Raw genomic sequence first — 19,406 nt, 5'->3', positions numbered from 1 at the left:
ACCCAGGCGTCCCCACTGAACAGGTTGCGCCATTCATTCCCCCGTTTTACTCACGCCTCACTGGACACCAAAGGCCACCCAGCCACCGGAAATCCATTCGGATCTGAACCGTACCCGACGCCAATAGCATTCAACCCTGGGGTTGAAAAGTGGAAGCGTGAGCCGCCCCCTGGACAGCAGGGATCAGGTCTGCGACACGTTCGAGCTGGTTGCGCTGGGAGTGCAGGTCCAGGGCACCGAGGCGGGCGACGATGTGCCGAGCGCCGGCGGCGACGTACCGTCCCAGCTGCTCAAGCACCTGGTCTGCGGAGCCGGTGACAACTGCCTGAATCCTTTCCAGCTCCTCCAGTGGCATTCCGTACGTGGCCCGCGCGTAGCCGTCCAGTGCCCGGCGGCCGCTCTCGATGTCCTCGTCGATGCGTACCGAGACGAACAGTGCGGGGGCGATGTCCTCGGTCGCGCGTCCGGCGTCGGCCGCCGCTTCGTGGACGTCGCGGAGGCCGGAAGCGTAGTCGGCGGGGTCAGGCGGGTAGGGCAGCCATCCGTCGTACAGTCGGCCGGTGCGGGCCAGAGCCGCGGGTGTCGCGCCGCCGAGCCAGATGGGTGGGCCGCCGGCACGGGACGGCCTGGTCGTGGGCGGGATGTCGTCGAACCGGAGGATCTCGCCGTGGAAGGTGTCGGCGCCGCCCCACAGGGCCCGCCACAGCGCGACAGTCTCGTCCAGCCGGGCGAAGCGCCTCTCCCACGGCAGCTCGGACAGCGTGTAGAGGGGCCGCCCGAATCGGCCGGGGAAGCCCGCGCCGACGGCCACGGTGAGTCGGCCACCGGACAGCACGTCGATCGACGCGAGTGACTGCGCGGCCTGGATCGGCCGACGCAGGAACGGCATCAGTGCGGCTGTGCCCAGCGTCACGGTCTCGGTCACCGGCGTGAGTGCGGCCAGCATCGTGAGCGCCTCGATGCGGGGGCTGATCAGGGAATCGTTGGCGAAGAGCGAGGAGAAGCCCGAGCGTTCGGCACACCGGCCGAACGCAATCAGCTCGCGGGGGTCGTCGGCAGCGCCCCACTGGGCGGTTCCCGTCGGAAGCAGTACACCGATGTCCATGCCGGCAATGTTCACGACCGGTCCGAGTGGCGACAATTCCCCGCGGGGAATGGCCCGGCACCCTCCGCTGCGGTTACAACAGGCCCGTGGACTTTCCTCGTACGCTTCGTGAACGTCGCACCCGCCGTCATATCAGTCAGCTCGACCTGGCGCTGCGAGCGGGCACCACCCAGCGCTACCTCAGCTTCATTGAATCCGGCAGGTCCGTCCCGGGCCGGAACATGGTCGTGCGCCTGGCGGAGTCGCTGGAACTGCCCCTGCGGGAACGCAACGAGCTGCTGCTGGCCGCCGGGTACGCGCCCGCCTACCCGGAGAGCTCACTGGACGATCCGTTGCTGGCCCCCGTACGCACGGCGATCGACCACATCCTCCGCGGGCATCTGCCGTATCCGGCGCTCGTCGTGGACCGGGGCGGTGACCTGATCGCCGCGAACGCCGCATTCGACCTGATCACCGAGGGGGCGGCTGCCGAGCTGGTGGGTCCGGGCACGAACATCTACCGCCTTGCGCTGCATCCCGACGGCTTGGCCCCCCGTATCCTCAACCTCGCCGAATGGGCGCGCCACATCTTGGTGCGCCTCGGCAACCTGGAGGAGTTGCACGCCGAACTCACCGGGTACGTTCCCGATTTGGAGCCGTCCGCCGGGCAACTCGGTTTCGCGGTGCCCCTCCGCCTGCGGTCCTCCTACGGTGAGCTGCGCCTTATGACGACTGTGACGACCTTCGCCACCGCCGTCGACGTGACGCTTGCCGAACTGAAGCTGGAGGCGTTCCTGCCGGCCGACCCGGCGACTGCCGAGGCTCTCTCAGCGGCCGCCGGGGCAATGACTTACGCCGCCCTTGGTCAGTAGCCCGGGAAACGACTGCGGCGCAGTACGCAACCGAGGCCCACCGCCCCCAGCCCCGCTACATTCGCCCCCATGCCCGACGAATGCTTCCAGCACCCCCGCCTGGCCGCCATCTACGACCCCCTCGACCGCGACCGCTCCGACCTCGACGCCTACGTCGATCTCGTTGCGGAGTTCCAGGCCCGCCGCGTCCTCGACCTCGGCTGTGGCACCGGTGTGTTCGCGCTGTTGCTCGCGCGTCGAGGGGTCGACGTGGTCGGGGTCGATCCGGCGCGTGCCTCGCTCGAGGTCGCCCGGGCCAAGCCCGGTGCCGGGCGCGTCCGCTGGGTCCACGGGGACGGGACCGCCCTGCCGCCCCTTCAGGTGGACCTCGCGACGATGACCGCCAACGCCGCCCAGGAGATCACCGACCCGCACGCCTGGCAGCTCACCCTGCGGGGCGTTCACGCTGCCCTCCGGCCGGGCGGACACCTCGTCTTCGAGACCCGGGACCCGTCGAAGCGGGCCTGGGAGCAGTGGAACCGTGGTTCCTCGTACCGGGTGACGGAGCTGCCCGGTGTCGGTGGCGTCGAGAGCTGGGTCGAGGTGACCGGGATCGACCAGGTCGACGGCCTGCTCGTGACGTTCCGTTGGACCTACGTGTTCGCGGCGGACGGCGAGGTGCTGACCTCCGACTCGACGCTGCGATTCCGTGAACGGGAGGAAGTCGAGGCGGAGTTGCTCTCCCAGGGCTATGAAGTGAGAGAGGTTCGTGACGCACCCGACCGTCCTGGCCGGGAGTTCGTGTTCGTGGCGCGGCGGCCTGGGTGAGCGCAGCCGTGACGTCCCTCATCTCCCCCTCAGCGCCCTGGCCACCCGGTCCCCCACCGCCACCCGGGGGCCGTTGCCCACGCTCCCCCAACTCCGTTTCGGGTGAACCGTGTTGGCCAGCAGCACGGCGAAGGTGTTGGTGGCCCTGTCCAGGACGAGGGACGTGCCCGTGAACCCCGTGTGGCCGGCCGCTCCGCTCCCCGCCAACTGCCCCATGAACCACGGCTGGTCGACGGCGAAGCCCAGCCCCGGCGGGGCCAGCAGCAGCTCCACGTGGTCCTGGCCCAGGATGCGGGCCGGGCCGTACGCGCCGCCCGTGAGCAGGCAGCGGCAGAGGATCGCCAGGTCGCGGGCCGTCGAGAACAGACCCGCGTGGCCCGCCACCCCGCCCAGCGCCCACGCGTTCTCGTCGTGGACCTCGCCCCGTACCATCCCGCGTTCCGTCTTGGCCCATGGTCTGCGCTGGTCCTCGGTCGCCGCCGCGTCGGGGCAGGGGCCGAAGCGGGTCGCCGTCATACCGAGGGGGCCCGTGACGCCCTCGGCGATCAGGACGTCCAGGGTGCGGCCCGTGACGCGCTCCAGGACGTACTGGAGGAGCAGCATGTTCAGGTCGGAGTAGCGGTACCGGCCCGGTGCGGACGAGGGCGCCTCCGCCCGTAGCAGCGCTCGGCGTGCCGCGTCGTCCGGGCAGTCGTACAGGGGGAGTTCGGGGCGCAGGCCCGAGGTGTGGGTCAGCAACTGCCGTACGGTGATGCCGTGTTGGGCCGCCGCTGTGAAGTCCGGTAGATACGCGGCCACTTGGGCGTCCATGTCCAGCGTGCCGCGTTCCAGTTGCTGCACCGCAGCGATCGCGGTGAACAGTTTCGTGAGGGAGGCGAGGTCGAAGGGGGTCGACGTCGTTGCCGGGATTCGTGCCGCGGCCGGGAGTTCCACTCCGGTGTCCGTGCGCTCGTCGTACGACGCGTACCGCACCGCCCAGCCCGCCGCCGCCTCCACCGCGATCACCGGGCCGCGCCCGACGACCACGACCGCGGCCGGTGCCCAGGGGCGCTCGCCGGTCGTGAGGGCGTGCACCTCGGTGACGAGGTGGCGCATCTCCTCGGGGTCGAGGCCGGCCCGTTCGGGGGTGTCGACGCGCAGTTTCGGTGCGGCGCTCAGCTCTCCGCTCCCTCCGGGGCCGTACGTCTGTTCCGAGGACGGCACAGTCCCACGAAGCAGCCGACCGCCACCAGTGCTGCGGCCAGTTGGACGACCGCCATCGGGACGGCCGTCTCCTCCCCGGCGATGCCCACCAGCGGGGAGGCGACCGCGCCGATCAGGAAGGAGGTGGTGCCCAGCAGCGCGGACGCGGCGCCCGCCGAGTGGCGCGTGCGCATCAGTGCGAGCGTCTGGGTGTTGGGCATCGCCAGGCCCATCGCCGACATCAGGACGAAGAGCGCGGCGGCCACCGGGAACAGGCCCGCCTCGCCGAACACGCCCGTCGCCATCAGCAGCAGCGCCGTCGCCGAGACGGTGATGACCGCGAGGCCGACCGCCAGCACCTTGTCCATCGACACCCGGCCGACCAGGACCTTGCCGTTGATCTGGCCGACGATGACGAGGCCGACCGAGTTGACGCCGAACAGCAGGCTGAACGTCTGCGGGGAGGCGCCGTAGATCTCCTGGATCACGAACGGGGACGCGGCGATGTACGCGAACAGGGCCGCGAAGGCGAAGCCGCCCGCGAGGACGTAACCGGTGAAGACGCGGTCCGCGAGGAGGACGCGCATGGAGCGGAGCGCCTCGCCGACTCCGCCGCTGTGCCGGTCGGCCGGGTCGAGGGTCTCGGGGAGGCGGAAGAAGACCAGCACCGCGAGCGCGATCCCGACCACCGTGAGGACGGCGAACACGCCCCGCCAGTCCGTGACGCGCAGGATCTGGCCGCCGATGAGCGGCGCGACGATCGGGGCGACCCCCGAGATCAGCATGAGGGAGGAGAAGAAGCGGGCCATGGCCACGCCGTCGTACAGGTCCCGTACGACCGCCCGGGCGATGACGATCCCGGCCGAGCCGGCGAGTCCCTGGACCAGGCGGAAGGCAACCAGGAACTCCAGGCTGGGCGCGATCCCGCACAGGACGGTGGCCACGACGTACACCGCCAGGCCCGCCAGGAGGGGGCGCCTGCGGCCCCAGCGGTCACTCATCGGGCCGATCAGGAGCTGCCCGAGGGCCATGCCCGCCAGGCAGGCGGTCAGGGTCAGCTGGACGCTCGCGGCGGGCGCGTGCAGGGAGGTGGTGACCTCGGGGAGCGACGGGAGGTACATGTCCATCGCCAGCGGGGGCGTCGCCGTCAGCCCGCCGAGGACGAAGGTGACGAGGAGACCGGTACGGCGGAGGGAGCGGGCGGGGGTGGGGCCGGGGGTGGGGTCGGGGCTGTCCTTCGGTATCTCTGCCTGGGAACTCTTCTCGTCCCACGTGGTTCGGCCACGCTCGGGCATGCGCCCTCCCTTATCCAGTAATCCGCCACCTATGCTCTCAGCTCGTACAGGCGGTTCGTCCATTCCGTTCGTACAGCGTGTTCGAGGTAACAAACGTCACGGAAATAGCTAGGGGCTGGCATGTCGGCTGAGCGCGTGCGGTGGGGAATTCTGGCCACGGGAGGCATCGCGGCCGCGATGGCCGCGGATCTGGTGGATCTGCCGGACGCGGAGCTCGTCGCGGTCGCCTCGCGGTCCGAGGCCTCCGCGAAGGCGTTCGCGGAGCGGTTCGGCATCCCCCGTGCCTACGGCGACTGGGCGTCGCTGGCCGAGGACGCGGACGTGGACGTGGTGTACGTCGCCACTCCGCACTCGGCGCACCGGGCCGCCGCCGGTCTGTGCCTCGAGGCCGGGCGGAACGTGCTGTGCGAGAAGGCGTTCACGCTGAACGTGCGGGAGGCGGAGGAGCTGGTCGCGCTGGCGAAGGAGCGCGGCGCCTTCCTGATGGAGGGCATGTGGACGTACTGCAACCCGGTCGTGCGGCGGCTGAAGGCGCTGGTCGAGGACGGGGCGATCGGTGAGGTGCGGACCATACAGGCCGACTTCGGTCTCGAGGGGCCCTTCCCGCCCTCGCACCGGCTGCGGGACCCGGCGCAGGGTGGCGGGGCACTGCTCGACCTGGGCGTCTACCCGGTGTCGTTCGCGCATCTGCTGCTCGGGGAGCCCGACGGCATCTCGGCGAGAGCGGTGCTCTCCGAGGAGAACGTCGATCTCCAGACGGGAGCACTGCTCTCCTGGGAGAGCGGCGCTCTCGCCGCAGTGCACTGCTCCATCGTCGGCGGTACGTCCATCGGCGCGTCCGTCACCGGCTCCAAGGGCCGCATCGACGTACCCGACGGGTTCTTCTTCGCGGACCGGTTCGTGCTGCACCGCGACGGCCGCGCCCCCGAGGAGTTCGCCGCCGCCCCGGACCACGGCGCCCGCAACAGCTTCCGCCACGAGGCCACCGAGGTGATGCGCGCCCTGCGGGCCGGCGAGACCGAGTCGCCGCTCGTCCCGCTCGACGGCACCCTCGCCGTGATGCGGACGATGGACACCATCCGGGAGCAGATCGGCGTCCGCTACCCCGGCGAGGCCCTCGCATGAGCGAGGGCAGGGTCGCGGTCGTCACCGGCGCCGGTTCCGGTATCGGGCGGGCCGTCGCCCTCGAACTGCTCGGCGCGGGCTGGTCGGTGGCGCTCACCGGACGCCGTACCGAGCGACTGGAGGAGACGGCGGCACTCGCGACCGGGGGTACACGCGAGGGCGCCCCCGAGGACGAGAGCCCGTCCGTCGGCACCCCGCTCGTCGTCCGGGCCGACGTGTCCCAACCCGACGACGTGGCCGCCCTGTTCGCGGCCGTGCGTGAGCGGTTCGGGCGGCTCGATCTGCTGTTCAACAACGCGGGGACCTTCGGGCCCGGCGGGGTGCCGGTCGAGGATCTGGCGTACGAGGCGTGGCGGCACGTCGTGGACACCAACCTCAACGGGGCGTTCCTGTGCGCGCAGGCGGCGTACCGGCAGATGAAGGAGCAGGATCCGCAGGGCGGCCGGATCATCAACAACGGGTCGATCTCCGCGCACACGCCTCGGCCGCACTCCGCGCCTTACACCGCGACCAAGCACGCGCTGACGGGCCTGACCAAGGCGCTGGCCCTGGACGGACGGCCGTACCGCATCGCGGTCTCGCAGATCGACATCGGCAACGCGGCGACGGACATGACCGCGCGAATGCAAACCGGCGCCCTGCAGGCGAACGGGCAGATGGCACCGGAGCCCGTCATGGACGTGTCGGACGTGGCGCGCACCGTGCGGCACATGGCGGAGCTGCCGTTGGAGGCAAATGTGCAGTTCGCCACGGTTCTGGCGACCGCGATGCCCTACGTGGGGCGCGGCTGACGAGACCTCGCGCACGCATTCGAAGCCTCAACCTGCACAAGCGGAATTGATTCATCCGTAGCGTTCGGGCCGGTCGCGGGCATATGCTCAACACGCCTTCTCCATCAGAGCTTCACACTTGATGCTCTGAGGTTCCGGTAACACACAACGGACCACACCGAGGGGGGAAGGCGACAGCCGCTCCATGGCACATCCGGGTGGGGGTGGATCTCGCGTGGGACCGCGAGATGCGCACCGGGTCATGGAGCGGCTGTCGTGTGCTCCGGCACACGGACGACTTGTCCGAGAGTAGTACCCGGAGGGCCGTTCACCGCCCGAGCAAGTCCTCGACCTCGGCCAACTGCCCCGCGCTGAGCGGGCCCTTCGCGATCGCGCCGGCGTTCTCCTCGGCCTGCGCGACGGACCGGAATCCGGGGATGGGGACGGTACGGGGGCTGCGCGCCCACAACCAGCCGAGGGCGCCCTGGGCGAGCGTACGGCCGCCGCTGGTGAGGACGGAACGGAGCCCGTCGACGCGCGCCAGCCACGCCGGGTCGACACCCGCGCCGGCCGTGAAGCCCGGCAGCCAGGCGGGCGGCGCGTTACGGATGTCACCGGCGTCGAGGACCTGTCCGGCGGACCGCTTCCCCGTCAGCAGCCCCATGGCGAGCGGACTGCGGTTGATGCTGGCGAGCTCCAACTCCTCGCAGAGCGCGAGCATTTCGGGCGCGTCCTGGATGACGTTGAGACGGTGCTGCACGGCGGCGCAGTGCGCCCCCTGGGCGAAGAGAGCGGCACGGTCAGGATCGTCCGTGCTCCAGGCGTAGGCGCGGATGAGCCCTTCGGCGACCAACTCCTCACAGACCTCGCGCAGTTGGGCAGCCGCGTCCAAGTCACCGTCCGACAGGTGCAGTTGGTACAGATCGACGTAGTCGGTGCCGAGTCGGGCGAGGGAGGCGGTGAGGGCGCGGCGGACGTGCTCGGGGCTGTCGTCCTGGCCGTCCGCGATCCGCGTCCGCTCGTCGAAGAGGTTGCCCCACTTCGTGGCGACCACGACATCCGAACGGCGCTTGCCGAGGGCCCGGCCGAGAACGCGCTCGCTGTGTCCGGTGCCGTACACGTCCGCCGTGTCGAAGAACGTGACGCCCAGGTCGAGGGCGCGCCGGATCGCCCGTACGGACTCGTCGTCGTCGACCTTTCCCCAGCCGAGGGGCTGCCCGTCCGGGGCGCCCCACTCTCCGCCGATGGCCCAGCAGCCGAAGCCGAGAGGGCTCACCTCGATGCCGCTGCGGCCCAGAGTCCGGTTCGCGACGGGCTGGGCCGTGCCGGTGCTGTCCGTGGTCGCCGTGCTGTCCATGGTCTCCGTGGTCGCCGTGCTCTCCGTGGTCTCCATGGGTCAGGACACTAGGAGTTGGAGCGCACTTCAGCGCAAGGGGATTCCGGCAGAGGGGTGGGCAACGAGGCGCGCGGCAGGCTGTGCGGGCCTCAGGCCTGGCCCGTCTCGAAGCGCAGGATGCGGCCGTCGTCGACCGTGAAGCTCCACTTCGTGCGCATCTCGCCCCACGTGTCGTTGCTGTAGTTGGCGACGAGGACGCGGCCTCCCCGCGACTCGTTGGCCACGTTCATGTGGCCGTGGGAGGAGAAGATCTCGCGCTCGGTCCAGTCGGCGAGGTCACGGTCGGCGCCGTCGTCGGACATGGTCGCGTCGGGTGCCAGGACGGCCTGGAAAGCCTCGCGGTCGTGTGCGTTCACGGCGTTGACGAAGGCCCGGACGGCTGGGTCGCTGAGCTTGGCGGTCTGAATCGTCATGCCGGTCACACTGGCACCGCCTCCGGGCACCCGCCACCCGAACGGCGGCTCGTACCCGCACGGGCGGGTGCGGCACGGCCGATCGGTGGGACGGTGGAGGCATGACCTGTAACGACCGATACGGCCGGCGTGATCTGGGACTGCTGCTGCTCCGTCTGGGGACGGGCGGGGTGCTGGCGGCGCACGGCGCGCAGAAGCTCTTCGGGTGGTTCGGCGGCCACGGCATCGAAGGCACCGGCGCCTTCATGGAGTCCGTCGGCTACGCGCCAGGAAAGGCCAGCGCCACGGCGTCGGGCCTCGCGGAGACGGGCGGCGGCGCGCTGCTCGCGCTGGGCCTCGCGACTCCGGGGGCCGGCGCTGCGGCGGCCGGCGCGATGGCGGGCGCCGCCGCCGTGCACGCGCCCAACGGCTTCTTCAACGCGGAGGGCGGCTACGAGTACGCGGCGACCCTGGGCCTCGCCGCGGCCGGCCTCGCGGTGACGGGCCCGGGCCGACTCTCCCTCGACCACGCGCTGGGCCACGTACTCGACCGCGGCTGGATGGTCCCGGCGGCCCTCGCTGGCACGGCCGCGGTCACGGCGGTGGTCGTGGGGGCGCGCTACCGGCGGGTGCGGGAGCGTGAACAGGGCACGCAGGATCCCCTGTTCGACTAGCACGAAGATTACGGAGATACGGAGATACGGAGTGTCTCTGGACGTCGAGGTCGCGTGGGAGGCTTCTCCCATGGCCGATGAAGACGTCTGGGCAACGATCGACGACCTCTGGACCTGGCTGGACGCCAACGAGACGCACCCCGGCCGCGAGGGCCTGCTGCTGCGCATGCTGAAGCTGACCGAGGAGGTCGGCGAGGTCGCTCAGGCGGTGATCGGCGCGACCGGGCAGAACCCGCGCAAGGGAACCACCCACACGTGGGACGACGTCCAGGCGGAGCTGTGCGACGTCGTCCTCACGGCGATGGTGGCCCTGCGCACCCTGACCCCGGATGCCCAGGAGGTCTTCACGACCCATCTGGAACGGGTCAGGGAACGCTCGCTCACCCGTCCGAGGTCCGGTCAGATGTAGCCCTCGCGCAGGGCATAGGCCACGGCATGCGCCCGATTGCGCAGATGCAGCCGGGTGGTGAGCCCGTGCATCACGTTCTTGACCGTGCGCTCGGAGTAGGACAGCTTGCCCGCGATCTCCCCCGTGTCGAGTCCCTCGGCGACGAGGCGCAGGACGTCGACCTCGCGCGGTGCGAGCCCCGAGGTGGGCGCACCGGGCTGGCCGACCGCCGTGCGGTGCAGGGTTCCCACCTGGCTGATGAGCCGTCCGAGCAGGTCGGAGGGCAGGTCGCCGTCACCGCGGGAGGCGGCGAGTACGGCCTGTGCCAGCCGGTGTCCAGTGGCCTCGTGGCGCCAGACGATGGCTCCGACGCCGCACTCGATGACGTCCAGGAGCTCGTTCTCGCGCAGTACGCCGACCACGAGAACGGCCTTGGCGCCCTCGCTGCGGACGAGCCGGCGCAGCCGTGACAGCGTCCCGTCGTCGAGGGTCTCGCTGACCAGCAGGGCCACGACGCCGGGGCCGCTGTCCTTCTCGTCCCGGAGTTCGACCACCGGATGCTGACGGAGCTGACTGATCGCGCCGGCGCGGGAGATCGGGTCGGCCGCGTGCACGGCGACGGGTATACGGCGGCCGGTGTCGGCGGGCCCGGTACCGGCGGCCCTGGCCCCGGTACCAGTGCCGGAGCCTGTGCCCGGGCCTGTGCCGGGGCCTGTGCCGGGGCCCGTGGTGCGAATTGTCGTGCTGCGCAAGGACTGCCCCCAGGGTCAGATGCCACCACCTGCGAGCAAGCCGGTGGCGGACGTGCACGACAAACCCTTCTGTGGCCCAGGGGAAGCGCACAATCGTGGACCACCACGAGACGCACCACGAGATTCTCGCGGATCGCTTCAACCTATTCGGGAGTTCGGCCTTCTAAGACCAAGTGACGGTACCCACGAGAGGAGGCGGGCATGCTGTCCGAATCGCTGTACGAGCGCGGGGAGGCGCTGGACCTGGTCGCCGCCGAGGCCGAACGCGCCCGTGCGGGCACCGGCCGCCTGGTCCTGCTGCGTGGGGCCACCGGCACCGGCCGCACCGCACTCCTGGAGGCCGCCACCGAGGACGCGGAGGCCAACGGCATGCGCGTGCTGCGGGTCCGCTGCTCCCCCCACGGCGGCGAGACCGGCGCCCACCTTCCCGCCGTAGAGCAACTGCTGGCACCCGTACGGAAGTTGACCGTCCCGGCCCAGCGCGACAGCTCGATGGGCTCGACCACTGACGCCGTCGACCGCCCGGAGGACCTCCCGCCGGCCGCCCGGCTCTGGCGGTCGCTGTGCGCGTACGCGGCCGAGGGGCCGGTGCTGGTGGCCGTGGACGACGTACACCTCGCGGACGAGAACTCGCGGTGCTGGCTGATCGAGGCGGCGCGCAGGGTGGACCACTTACCGATACTCCTGCTGGTGACGGAGCGCAGCCAGTACGACGTGGACACGCCGTACACCGGCCTGGTCCACACCCTCTCCCCCACCCTCGTACGCACCCACACCCTCGCCCCGCTGAGCCTCGACGCGGCGACGGAGCTGGTGCGTTCGGCGGTCGGCGACGCGCCTAAGTACGTGCGGAAGCCGGAGCAGTCGGAGTACTCACCGCAGTGGGTGGCGGACTGTGTACGGGCGGGCGCGGGCAACCCGCTGCTTCTGCGCGCCCTCCTCGAGGACCTGAACGCCGCCACCGGTGCACCCGACGCGCTCCCGGAGACATGCGCCGCGCTGTATCCGGGCGCGTATCCGGCGGCGGTGTCCTGGTGGCTGGACTGCGCCGGGGCGGCGACGTCCGACGCGGCGCGCGTGCTCGCCGCGCTGGAGGAGCCGGCGGAGGGCGCCGACGTCGAGTTGTTCACCGAGACCGCCGAGTCGACCGGCGCCGATCCGTCGCGGGTACGGGGCTGGCTGACCGCCATGACCCGGCTGGGCCTGCTGCGTCACGACGCGGACGGGCTGCCCCGCTATGCCCACCCCCTGCTCAGGGACGCCGTCCTCGCGGGCTGGCCAGCCGCCGGCCGACAGGCCGCGCACCGGGCGGCGGCCGAGGCGATGGTGCGCCGCGGCGACCCGACCGAGGCGGTCGCCGGGCACCTCCTGCGGTCGGGCACGGTGGACGAGGTGTGGGCGACGGACGCCCTGCTCGACGCGGCCACCGGCGCGGTACGCGACGACCGTACCGACGACGCGGTGGTCCTGCTGCGCCGGGCGCTGACCGAGCCGATGACGCCGGCCCGCCGGGCCGAGGTGCTGACCGAGCTGGGGTCGCTGGAGTTCGCCGCCGTACGTTCCTCGGCGGGCATCCCCCACCTCACGGAGGCGATGCGTCTGCCGGGCCTGCCGCAGTACCGCGTACGGGCGGCGATGGCACTGGGTACGGCGCTGGCCAGGCGCGGCGAGGCGCGCGCGGCGGTGACCCTGCTCCGCAACCTGGACGGCCAGTTGACGGACCACCCCGATCTCCTCCACACGGTCCAGACGGCCTCCGCGCTCCTCGCCGACCACGATCAGACGACCCGCGACGAGATGTACCGCCGCCTGCGCGACACTGCCGGACACTCACCCCGGGCACTGGGCCCCGCCGGCCAGGCCCTCCTCGTACGGTACGAGGCGACAGCGGGCCTGACCTCGGCGGACGCCGCCATGGAGCAGGTACGCGCGCTGCTGGCGGAGCCGGTCGGCCACCTGGCCGAACCCTTCCTCCTCGGTACGGCGGCGGCGGTGGCCCAATGGGCCGACGAACTCGACGAGGCCGAACGCCTGACCGACCGAGGCCTCACCCTCCAACGCCCCACCCTGCTCCACCCGATGCACGAGGCCCTGCTGAACGTACGCGCCGACATAGCCGCGGCCCGCGGGGACTACGGACGGCTGCTGAACGACCCGGAGCCGTGGCGGAGGGAGGGGGCGGGGGCGGCCGACGGGGGGCGGTCCGGGCTGGAGTGGCGGACCGCGGGTCCTGGCGAGGGCAGTGCCGGCGCCGGCGCTGGCACTGGAGCCGGCACCGGTCCGACGAACGCGGCGGCGCACGTCCTGCTCGCACTCGTCGAGACCGACCGCATCGAGGAGGCCGGTCGGTTCGCCGACGCCTTCGACCTCCGAGAGGCGCACGACTCCTGGGAGTTGAACCGTTTCCTGTACGCCCGCGGTGTGGTGCGCGCCGCCTCCGGTGACCCGGCCGGCGCCCTCGGCGACTTCCTGGAGTGCGGGCGCCGCCAGTCCGCCCGGGACGTACTGAGCCCGGTGGTCACCCCCTGGCGTTCCGCCGCGGCCCAGTGCCAACTGGCCCTGGGCCGCCCCCGGGAGGCGCTCGCCCTGGCGGAGGAGGACCTGCGACTGGCCCGGGTGTGGCACACCCCCCGTGTGCTGGGCCGTTCCCTACGGGTACTGGGCACGGCGACTGGCGGCCGTCACGGCCTGGACCTGATCGACGAGGCGGTACGAGTCCTGCGCGAGGCCTCCGTCGAAACGGAGCTGATCCCGGCCCTGATCGCCCGGGGCCGCCAACTGGCCGTTGGCGGCGAAGGCACCCGAGCCCGCAAGTCGCTCCGCGAGGCGGCCGAACGCGCCGAACGCCTGGGCGCGGTACGCCTGTACGCCACCGCCAACGAGTCCCTCCGCGAGGGCGGCGCCCGCCGCACGACGACGACACTGACGGCGAGCGAACGCCGCATAGCCGAACTCGCGGCAGGGGGCCGCACGAACACGGAGATCACGGAACTGCTGCACGTGGCCCGCCGCACGGTGGAGACCCATCTCACCAGCACCTACCGCAAGTTGGGCATCAGGAGGAGGGGAGAACTGACGGCGGCGCTGAACCGGGCTCCCCGGGAACACGGTGTTCACGGCGTAGTCGGCGTACCCCATGTACCCCATGTACCCCGTGTGCCCCATGTACCCCACGTGCCCGATGTCCGCAGAACGGGATGACAGGAGCAGCGCGATGCACCAACTCACGCTCACGTACGGCGACATCGAGTCCGCCGCCGCCCGGATCGCCGGTCGCGTCCGCCCGGTGACGCTCGCTCCGGCCGACCCCGCGCCCCGCAGCACCCCGGGCGCGTACGAACTGTGGCTGGCACTGGAGTTCATGCAGCACACCGGCTCCTTCAAGGCGCGCGGCGCGCAGAACTTCCTCCAGTCCCACCGGGACGCGGGCACCCTCCCCGACGCCGGGGTGACCATCGCCTCGGGCGGCAACGCGGGCCTGGCCTGCGCGTGGGCGGCACGACAGCAAGGCGTCCCCGCGACCGTGTTCCTCCCGGCCACCGCCCCAGAGGTGAAGGTGGCCAAGCTGCGCTCGTACGGCGCCGACGTCCGCCTGACCGGCACGGAGTACGCCGAGGCCCTGGCGGCCTGCGAGCACTTCGCCGCCTCGACAGGGGCGCTGGCCTCCCACGCGTACGACCATCCGCTGATCGCCGCCGGCGCGGGCACCCTCCTGGAGGAGATCCACGCCCGCCTCCCCGACCTCGACACGGTCGTGGTCGCCGTGGGCGGGGGCGGACTGTTCACCGGCGTGGCCACCGCCGCCGGGCACCACGGCATCCGCACGGTCGCGGTGGAACCGCGGAACTGCCGCGCCCTGAACGCCGCCGTCGAGGCGGGCCACCCGGTCGACGTCCCCGTGAACTCGGTCGCCGCCGACTCCCTCGGCGCCCGCCGCACATCAGAGATGGCCCTGACCACCGCCCAACAGGCCGACGTCCACTCGATCCTGGTCCCGGACGAGCAGATAATCCGGGCCCGCCAGTACCTGTGGGCCGACCGAAGGGTGGCGGTGGAACACGGGGCGGCTACGGCGCTGGCCGCGCTGACGGGTCCGGACGCGGCGTACAGCCCGAGCCCGGGCGAGAGGGTCGCGGTGGTGCTCTGCGGGGCGAATACGGACCCTGGCGATCTGGCCTAGCCTCCGGAATCCGTACCGGCACTGGGCTCCACCCCTCCGACCCATGACTCTGACCGGCAGCTGGCCCTCCGGCCGTCGCTCACCAGTCGCGGGTGGCGATCAGCTCCTCCACGTCCGCGTCCGTGAACCCGTATGCCGAGGCGACAAACCCGAAGTCCTCAGCGATCACCTCGCGCGCAACCGTCTCGATCTCACTCCCGGCTGCGGCGAACTCCGCCTCCAGAGTGTTGAATTCCTCCGTCGCTGCCTGGGTGAGCGCATACAGGGCCTCCAGATCCGCCGGCTGCTCAGCCTCAATCCGCTCGCACAGCCGCAACAGGATCGCTCTGCCACGGTCGACGACGTGATCGGGGTAGTACGAGTCCGCGTACATCTGCCGCAGAAACGCGTGCCCTGATACCTGCTGGTTTGTGATCGGCATGGCGCTGCCCCACCTCTGTAGAAGAACTGACACGCCGATCATGCACGGCACCACTGACAACGAACTAAAAGTAGGGGTGGGAGTCGGCGTCGGTGTCCGTCGCCGCCACCACCGCGACCCGGGTGCCACTGGGATCGAGCACGGCGAAGGCAACGTCCGCGGTGTCGTGGTGGAACCAGTCCGTGACCGCCATGAACCGCAGCCACCGATGATCGGCGGCGAGCCGAGCCGCTTCCAGGAACGGCACATCACCCGGCAGCCCCATAAGCGCGTACAGACTGTTCCAGGCGTACAGCCGGGAGTACGCACCACCCTGCCCCTTCCCCTGTCCGTTCACGCCGCCGTGGTGCGCTGCCGCGAACAGTTCGTTGATCACGTCGTCGGGCGTTGTACGGCAGCTGACGGCCACGCCCCGGCGCGTACCTTCGCCCTCCAGACAGGCGAGGGGCAGTTCCTTGATGAACGCGATGTTGAAGTCGTCCGGCCCGAGCGGGTCAGGCAACACATAGAAACGCGCCTCGGGCATACGGGACCAGCCACTGACGACAAAGGGCCCGGCAACCGCCCCCGCCCGCCCGGCATCAACACTCTCAACGGCCCTACGCCCGCCTTCCGCACCCCCGTCGGTGGCGGAAACCTCCGGAAACCGCGAACGAAGCTGCTCCGAGGTCTTCACCGACCCGAGCCCCCGCACACGAACCCCGAACCGGTGCTCGACGTCCAGCCGCGTCCTCGGCAACCGGGCCAACGGGTGCCGCAACTCCCGCAACCTCGCCGCGTAGGCGTCCAGTACGGGCCGCCCACACCCCACACCGATCAAGGCAAGCTCCCCGAGAACGCAGGCCCGCACCTCCACGGCAGGGTCATCGAGCCGCTCGGGAAGCTCCCCGAACAGGGCCTCCAGATCACGTAGTTGCTGCGCCTTGACCAACTTCTCGGCGACCGAGCGGCAGAGCCGGTCGCCTTCCTTCCGGGGTTCGGGCCCGAGTTGCGGGAACAACCCCAAGATGTCCACGGCGTACCTCGCGCAGTCCCGGGAGCGGGTGTCGGCGAGAGCGTCGACGATACGTCCGAGGGTGCGCGCCGCCGTGAACCATTCGCTCCCCTCGTCCAACGCCGAACGACACAACTGCCGTGCCGCTTCGTACAGTTCGGCCGGGTGGGACTCGGCAAGCTGCTTCAGCTCTGCCGGGCTGGACTGTTCCCAGTGGGGCCGACGGGAAGCAGCGTCGCCGGGCGGCACATCGTTGTCGTTCACGCTGCCTTGGGCACTCGCCTTCCTACTCGGAGCACCGCTTCTCTGCACTCCTCACACCGGATAAGCCGTATCAATCACTGCGGCTCGTTGCTCACGTCATCGGGGGTGACAGTGATGATCGCGACCGCGGGTGGATACGGCTGTGGCGCATACGCATACACGACGGTCAGGCCTTGCATGTCTTCGCGTGGTTCGAGCCGGGTCCGGTAGACGATCGTGTCGCCGTTACCGTGCACCGAGCCACGCCGAACTCCGAGTTTGGGACTGCTCTCCAGCTCCCGTCGCAGTTCCTCGACAGCCTGCTGGGCGACCGGACCGAGTGTCTGGAGGCGTTTCGCCGCCGAGGACGTGATCACGGCGATGACTCGACTCACTCCTGCTTGCCTTTCTTGACCTCGGCAATGAGGTCGAGCCCCTCCTGAAGCGCATCGTCGAACTCGGGATCGTTGAAGGCGCGGATGCTGCCGGCGTACGTCTTGATGACGTCGGCGACCTGGTGGAGGTCAGTTGCCGTGGCAGTGTCCAGGGCGCGAGCAAGATCGGCCTCAAAGCTCTCGGCGTCCCCGGGGAAACCCCGCCCGTCCCGCAGGGCGGCGCGAATGTCGGCCACAGTCCTGAGCTGGGAAGATGCGTGCGGCGTCTCAGCGTGCGGCGCGCTCATGAGTCCTCCTCGTGCCTGGTATGCGCTTACGACCATAGTCGCGCTCACAGGTCGATCACGAGCCGAATGACCCCACTCATACGTCCTCCCACTGCCGCACGACAAGCGGCTCGGCCGGCTGGACACGCAGCGCCGGGCCCTCGTCCAGCTCCAGCACCACGGCGGAGCCGTCGGCGCCGATCCGCTCACTCCGCACACCGCCGACCACACGCCACTCACCCCGTACCCTCACCCGCTGTCCAGGCAGCACCAGAACGGCCGCGACCTTCTGCTCCGGGGGCTCGGAGGCGAGATCGGGCGCCTTCAGCTCTGCCCATACGGTCTTCCCGACCCCACCCACGCGGTCCTCCACTCCCCAGCGGTGAGCCAAAGCCTCGACGAGCAGCAAGCCACGCCCGCAGGTCTCCTCGTCGCCAGGCGTCCGCACCTGGGGCAGACCAGAGCCCGCGTCACTGACCTCCAGTCGCAGCAGCCCCTCCGCCAGCGATCGCGCGATCCGCACACCCACCTGCCGATCGCTCGGCACGGGCACGCGCAGCGCATTGGTCACCAATTCCGAGAGCACCAACTCGGCTGCTTCCAGAATGTCTTGGTCAACACCCCACTCCCCAAGCACGGCATGCGCCAGCGCCCGGGTCCTGGGGACGCTGCGGTGACAACGGCTTAACCGGAAAGTGAGTTCGTTCTGTGCAGCAGCCATGACAGCCCCTAGAGGGTCGAAGCGCGGTCGGAGCCCCACAAGAACGGCCGGTTGGGCCATGAAGCGCCGATGTCCATGCCCAGCAGGATGTACGCGCATCACTCGAATCTGCAACGTTGCCAATTGAGATGGCAGCAATCTTCCACCTTTCGGGCTAACGCAGCCCTCCTGCATCCACGACTCTGCTAAACGTGTCGGCATGCTTGCCAAAAGCGCCACCCCGAACCCCTCGACCGTGCTTGGCCGCCAACTCGGCGACGAGCTACGCCGGTTGCGAGAAGCAGCCAAGCTGACCACCACCCAGGCAGCCGAGGCCCTCGACTGCACGAAGGGCAAGATCAGCCGGATCGAGAACGGTCGAGTGGCGGTCCGGCTTCCGGACCTGACCGCGATGCTGCACGCCTACGATGCAGCGGACCCCGACCTCCGTGAGCGGCTGAGCGCGCTGGCCCGCAAGGCCAACCGCCGCCGCAGGCAGGGCTGGTGGAACCAGTACGGATCCGTACTCGCCGACACCTACCGCGACTACATCGCCCTGGAAGCCATGGCCGGCGAGATCCGCACATTCCAGGCTCAACTGGTTCCCGGCCTGCTCCAAACCCCGGACTACATCCGCGCCGTGACGGTGGCCTCGCGACAGTGGCAGACCGCTGACGAGATCGAGAAGTTCGTCCAGGTGCGTCTGGCCCGACAGGAACGCCTCACCGGCGACTCCCCGCTCCACCTCTGGGCGGTGCTGTCGGAGGCGGTTCTCCTCCAACAGGTGGGCGGACCCCAGGTAATGCAGTCCCAGTTGGAGCACCTCCTGACCACCTCCGAGCACCCCAACGTGACCGTCCAGGTCCTGCCGTTCTCGCGCGGAGCGCACGCGAGTATGTTCGGCCCGTACGTAGTACTGGGTTTCCCGGAGGAGGCGGCACTCGACGTGGTGCTGGCGGACAACCCGACCGGCTCCATCTGGTTGGAGCGGGAGGCGGAAGTCGCCCGCTACCAAGATCTGTTCGACGCCGCCCGAACGTCCGCACTTTCTCCGACGGAATCCCGCGGCCTCATCCGACGCAGGTCCAAGGAGCACAGAGCATGAATCGCGCACGCACCAGCACGCCGGACCTGTCGGGCGCGCAGTGGCGCAGCAGTAGCTACAGCGGCGGCAACAACGAGTGCGTCGAGATCGCCGACAACGTCCCCGCTGTCATACCGGTCCGCGACAGCAAGCGCCCCGCCGGTCCCGTGATCGCCGTCGCTCCCCAGGCCTGGGGCGCATTCATCGCCCGCCTGGGCTGAGGCGGGCGACGGAAGGATCTCAGCAAGAGGCAGCCGCACCCTGCCTCATTCCGCCTGTGCCGTCCCCTCCTGGTGATCCGTGCACTGACCTAGGATGACAAGAACCATCTCAGCGGCCCGACGGGCTTCCTGATCCGCCCCGCCAGCGCGGCGCACGGCGGACAT

21 protein-coding genes are annotated in these 19,406 nt (G+C 70.6%); 10 read left to right on the top strand and 11 right to left on the bottom strand.

Annotation, left to right across the window (positions count from 1 at the left end; genetic code table 11):
• Positions 1 to 130 precede the first annotated feature (130 nt).
• Positions 131 to 1,105 carry an LLM class flavin-dependent oxidoreductase gene (locus PV396_RS16945; RefSeq protein ID WP_319205387.1) on the bottom strand — a complete coding sequence of 325 codons (975 nt, stop codon included), beginning with the start codon at positions 1,103 to 1,105 and terminating at the stop codon, positions 131 to 133.
• An 86-nt stretch (positions 1,106 to 1,191) separates the two neighbouring features.
• On the opposite strand from PV396_RS16945, the gene PV396_RS16940 reads away from it, so the two are divergent.
• Together PV396_RS16940 and PV396_RS16935 are read left to right on the top strand one after the other, a co-directional pair.
• Positions 1,192 to 1,956, top strand: a complete 765-nt coding sequence (locus PV396_RS16940) for a helix-turn-helix domain-containing protein (protein ID WP_319205385.1) — start codon at positions 1,192 to 1,194, stop codon at positions 1,954 to 1,956.
• A 69-nt stretch (positions 1,957 to 2,025) separates the two neighbouring features.
• Complete coding sequence (locus PV396_RS16935; protein WP_319205383.1) at positions 2,026 to 2,763, top strand: class I SAM-dependent methyltransferase; 738 nt, start codon at positions 2,026 to 2,028, stop codon at positions 2,761 to 2,763.
• A gap of 18 nt (positions 2,764 to 2,781) precedes the next feature.
• Here PV396_RS16935 and PV396_RS16930 read toward each other — a convergent pair whose 3' ends face one another.
• A complete protein-coding gene (locus PV396_RS16930) occupies positions 2,782 to 3,966 on the bottom strand; it encodes a serine hydrolase domain-containing protein (protein WP_319205381.1) in 1,185 nt (394 codons plus the stop codon).
• Entirely contained in the window at positions 3,918 to 5,240 is a 1,323-nt protein-coding gene (locus PV396_RS16925; protein WP_319205379.1) for a multidrug effflux MFS transporter, read from the bottom strand. The genes PV396_RS16930 and PV396_RS16925 overlap by 49 nt, the downstream gene beginning before the upstream one ends.
• A 120-nt stretch (positions 5,241 to 5,360) precedes the next feature.
• On the opposite strand from PV396_RS16925, the gene PV396_RS16920 reads away from it, so the two are divergent.
• Entirely contained in the window at positions 5,361 to 6,365 is a 1,005-nt protein-coding gene (locus tag PV396_RS16920) for a Gfo/Idh/MocA family oxidoreductase (RefSeq protein WP_319205377.1), read from the top strand.
• Positions 6,362 to 7,156 carry an SDR family oxidoreductase gene (locus PV396_RS16915; protein ID WP_319205375.1) on the top strand — a complete coding sequence of 265 codons (795 nt, stop codon included), beginning with the start codon at positions 6,362 to 6,364 and terminating at the stop codon, positions 7,154 to 7,156. The genes PV396_RS16920 and PV396_RS16915 overlap by 4 nt, the downstream gene beginning before the upstream one ends.
• A gap of 307 nt (positions 7,157 to 7,463) precedes the next feature.
• On the opposite strand, the gene PV396_RS16910 is transcribed toward PV396_RS16915, so the two are convergent.
• Complete coding sequence (locus PV396_RS16910) at positions 7,464 to 8,492, bottom strand: aldo/keto reductase (protein WP_319205581.1); 1,029 nt, start codon at positions 8,490 to 8,492, stop codon at positions 7,464 to 7,466.
• A 128-nt stretch (positions 8,493 to 8,620) separates the two neighbouring features.
• Positions 8,621 to 8,944 (bottom strand): nuclear transport factor 2 family protein, encoded by a 324-nt coding sequence (locus PV396_RS16905; protein ID WP_319205373.1) that lies wholly within the window; start codon positions 8,942 to 8,944, stop codon positions 8,621 to 8,623.
• Positions 8,945 to 9,045: 101 nt separating this feature from the next.
• On the opposite strand from PV396_RS16905, the gene PV396_RS16900 reads away from it, so the two are divergent.
• Together PV396_RS16900 and PV396_RS16895 are read left to right on the top strand one after the other, a co-directional pair.
• Positions 9,046 to 9,597 (top strand): DoxX family membrane protein, encoded by a 552-nt coding sequence (locus PV396_RS16900; RefSeq protein WP_319205371.1) that lies wholly within the window; start codon positions 9,046 to 9,048, stop codon positions 9,595 to 9,597.
• 70 nt (positions 9,598 to 9,667) lie between these two features.
• A complete protein-coding gene (locus PV396_RS16895) occupies positions 9,668 to 10,006 on the top strand; it encodes a MazG-like family protein (RefSeq protein ID WP_319205369.1) in 339 nt (112 codons plus the stop codon).
• Here PV396_RS16895 and PV396_RS16890 read toward each other — a convergent pair.
• Positions 9,997 to 10,611, bottom strand: coding sequence for a helix-turn-helix transcriptional regulator (locus tag PV396_RS16890; protein WP_319205579.1), 615 nt, complete (start codon positions 10,609 to 10,611; stop codon positions 9,997 to 9,999). The genes PV396_RS16895 and PV396_RS16890 overlap by 10 nt on opposite strands.
• Positions 10,612 to 10,938: 327 nt before the next feature.
• On the opposite strand from PV396_RS16890, the gene PV396_RS16885 reads away from it, so the two are divergent.
• Together PV396_RS16885 and PV396_RS16880 are read left to right on the top strand one after the other, a co-directional pair.
• Positions 10,939 to 13,938 carry a helix-turn-helix transcriptional regulator gene (locus PV396_RS16885; RefSeq protein WP_319205367.1) on the top strand — a complete coding sequence of 1,000 codons (3,000 nt, stop codon included), beginning with the start codon at positions 10,939 to 10,941 and terminating at the stop codon, positions 13,936 to 13,938.
• 13 nt (positions 13,939 to 13,951) lie between these two features.
• Entirely contained in the window at positions 13,952 to 14,917 is a 966-nt protein-coding gene (locus PV396_RS16880; protein WP_319205365.1) for a threonine/serine dehydratase, read from the top strand.
• Positions 14,918 to 14,996: 79 nt separating this feature from the next.
• Here the strand turns inward: PV396_RS16880 and PV396_RS16875 are convergent, their stop codons facing one another.
• The 5 genes from PV396_RS16875 to PV396_RS16855 all read right to left on the bottom strand — a co-directional run bounded on the left by PV396_RS16875 (position 14,997) and on the right by PV396_RS16855 (position 17,957).
• On the bottom strand, positions 14,997 to 15,338 hold the full coding sequence (locus PV396_RS16875; protein WP_319205363.1) for a DUF5713 family protein: 342 nt from the start codon (positions 15,336 to 15,338) through the stop codon (positions 14,997 to 14,999).
• 64 nt (positions 15,339 to 15,402) lie between these two features.
• Positions 15,403 to 16,596: a DUF6183 family protein gene (locus PV396_RS16870; protein WP_319205361.1), complete on the bottom strand. Its 1,194-nt coding sequence runs from the start codon at positions 16,594 to 16,596 to the stop codon at positions 15,403 to 15,405.
• 74 nt (positions 16,597 to 16,670) lie between these two features.
• Complete coding sequence (locus PV396_RS16865) at positions 16,671 to 16,970, bottom strand: hypothetical protein (RefSeq protein ID WP_319205359.1); 300 nt, start codon at positions 16,968 to 16,970, stop codon at positions 16,671 to 16,673.
• The gene (locus tag PV396_RS16860; protein WP_319205357.1) at positions 16,967 to 17,257 is read right to left on the bottom strand and encodes a DUF6247 family protein; all 291 of its coding nucleotides are present in this window, start codon (positions 17,255 to 17,257) and stop codon (positions 16,967 to 16,969) included. The genes PV396_RS16865 and PV396_RS16860 overlap by 4 nt, the downstream gene beginning before the upstream one ends.
• Before the next feature lie 76 nt (positions 17,258 to 17,333).
• The gene (locus PV396_RS16855) at positions 17,334 to 17,957 is read right to left on the bottom strand and encodes an ATP-binding protein (protein WP_319205355.1); all 624 of its coding nucleotides are present in this window, start codon (positions 17,955 to 17,957) and stop codon (positions 17,334 to 17,336) included.
• Positions 17,958 to 18,156: 199 nt separating this feature from the next.
• Between PV396_RS16855 and PV396_RS16850 the strand changes: the two genes are divergently transcribed.
• Together PV396_RS16850 and PV396_RS16845 are read left to right on the top strand one after the other, a co-directional pair.
• Complete coding sequence (locus tag PV396_RS16850; protein ID WP_319205354.1) at positions 18,157 to 19,041, top strand: helix-turn-helix transcriptional regulator; 885 nt, start codon at positions 18,157 to 18,159, stop codon at positions 19,039 to 19,041.
• A complete protein-coding gene (locus PV396_RS16845; protein ID WP_319205352.1) occupies positions 19,038 to 19,241 on the top strand; it encodes a DUF397 domain-containing protein in 204 nt (67 codons plus the stop codon). The genes PV396_RS16850 and PV396_RS16845 overlap by 4 nt, the downstream gene beginning before the upstream one ends.
• Positions 19,242 to 19,406: the final 165 nt, after the last annotated feature.

This window comes from Streptomyces sp. ME02-8801-2C (genome assembly GCF_033793965.1).
Classification (GTDB): domain Bacteria; phylum Actinomycetota; class Actinomycetes; order Streptomycetales; family Streptomycetaceae; genus Streptomyces.
Note: the sequence above shows the minus strand (reverse complement) of the source record. Positions and strands in the feature narration are given on the sequence as shown.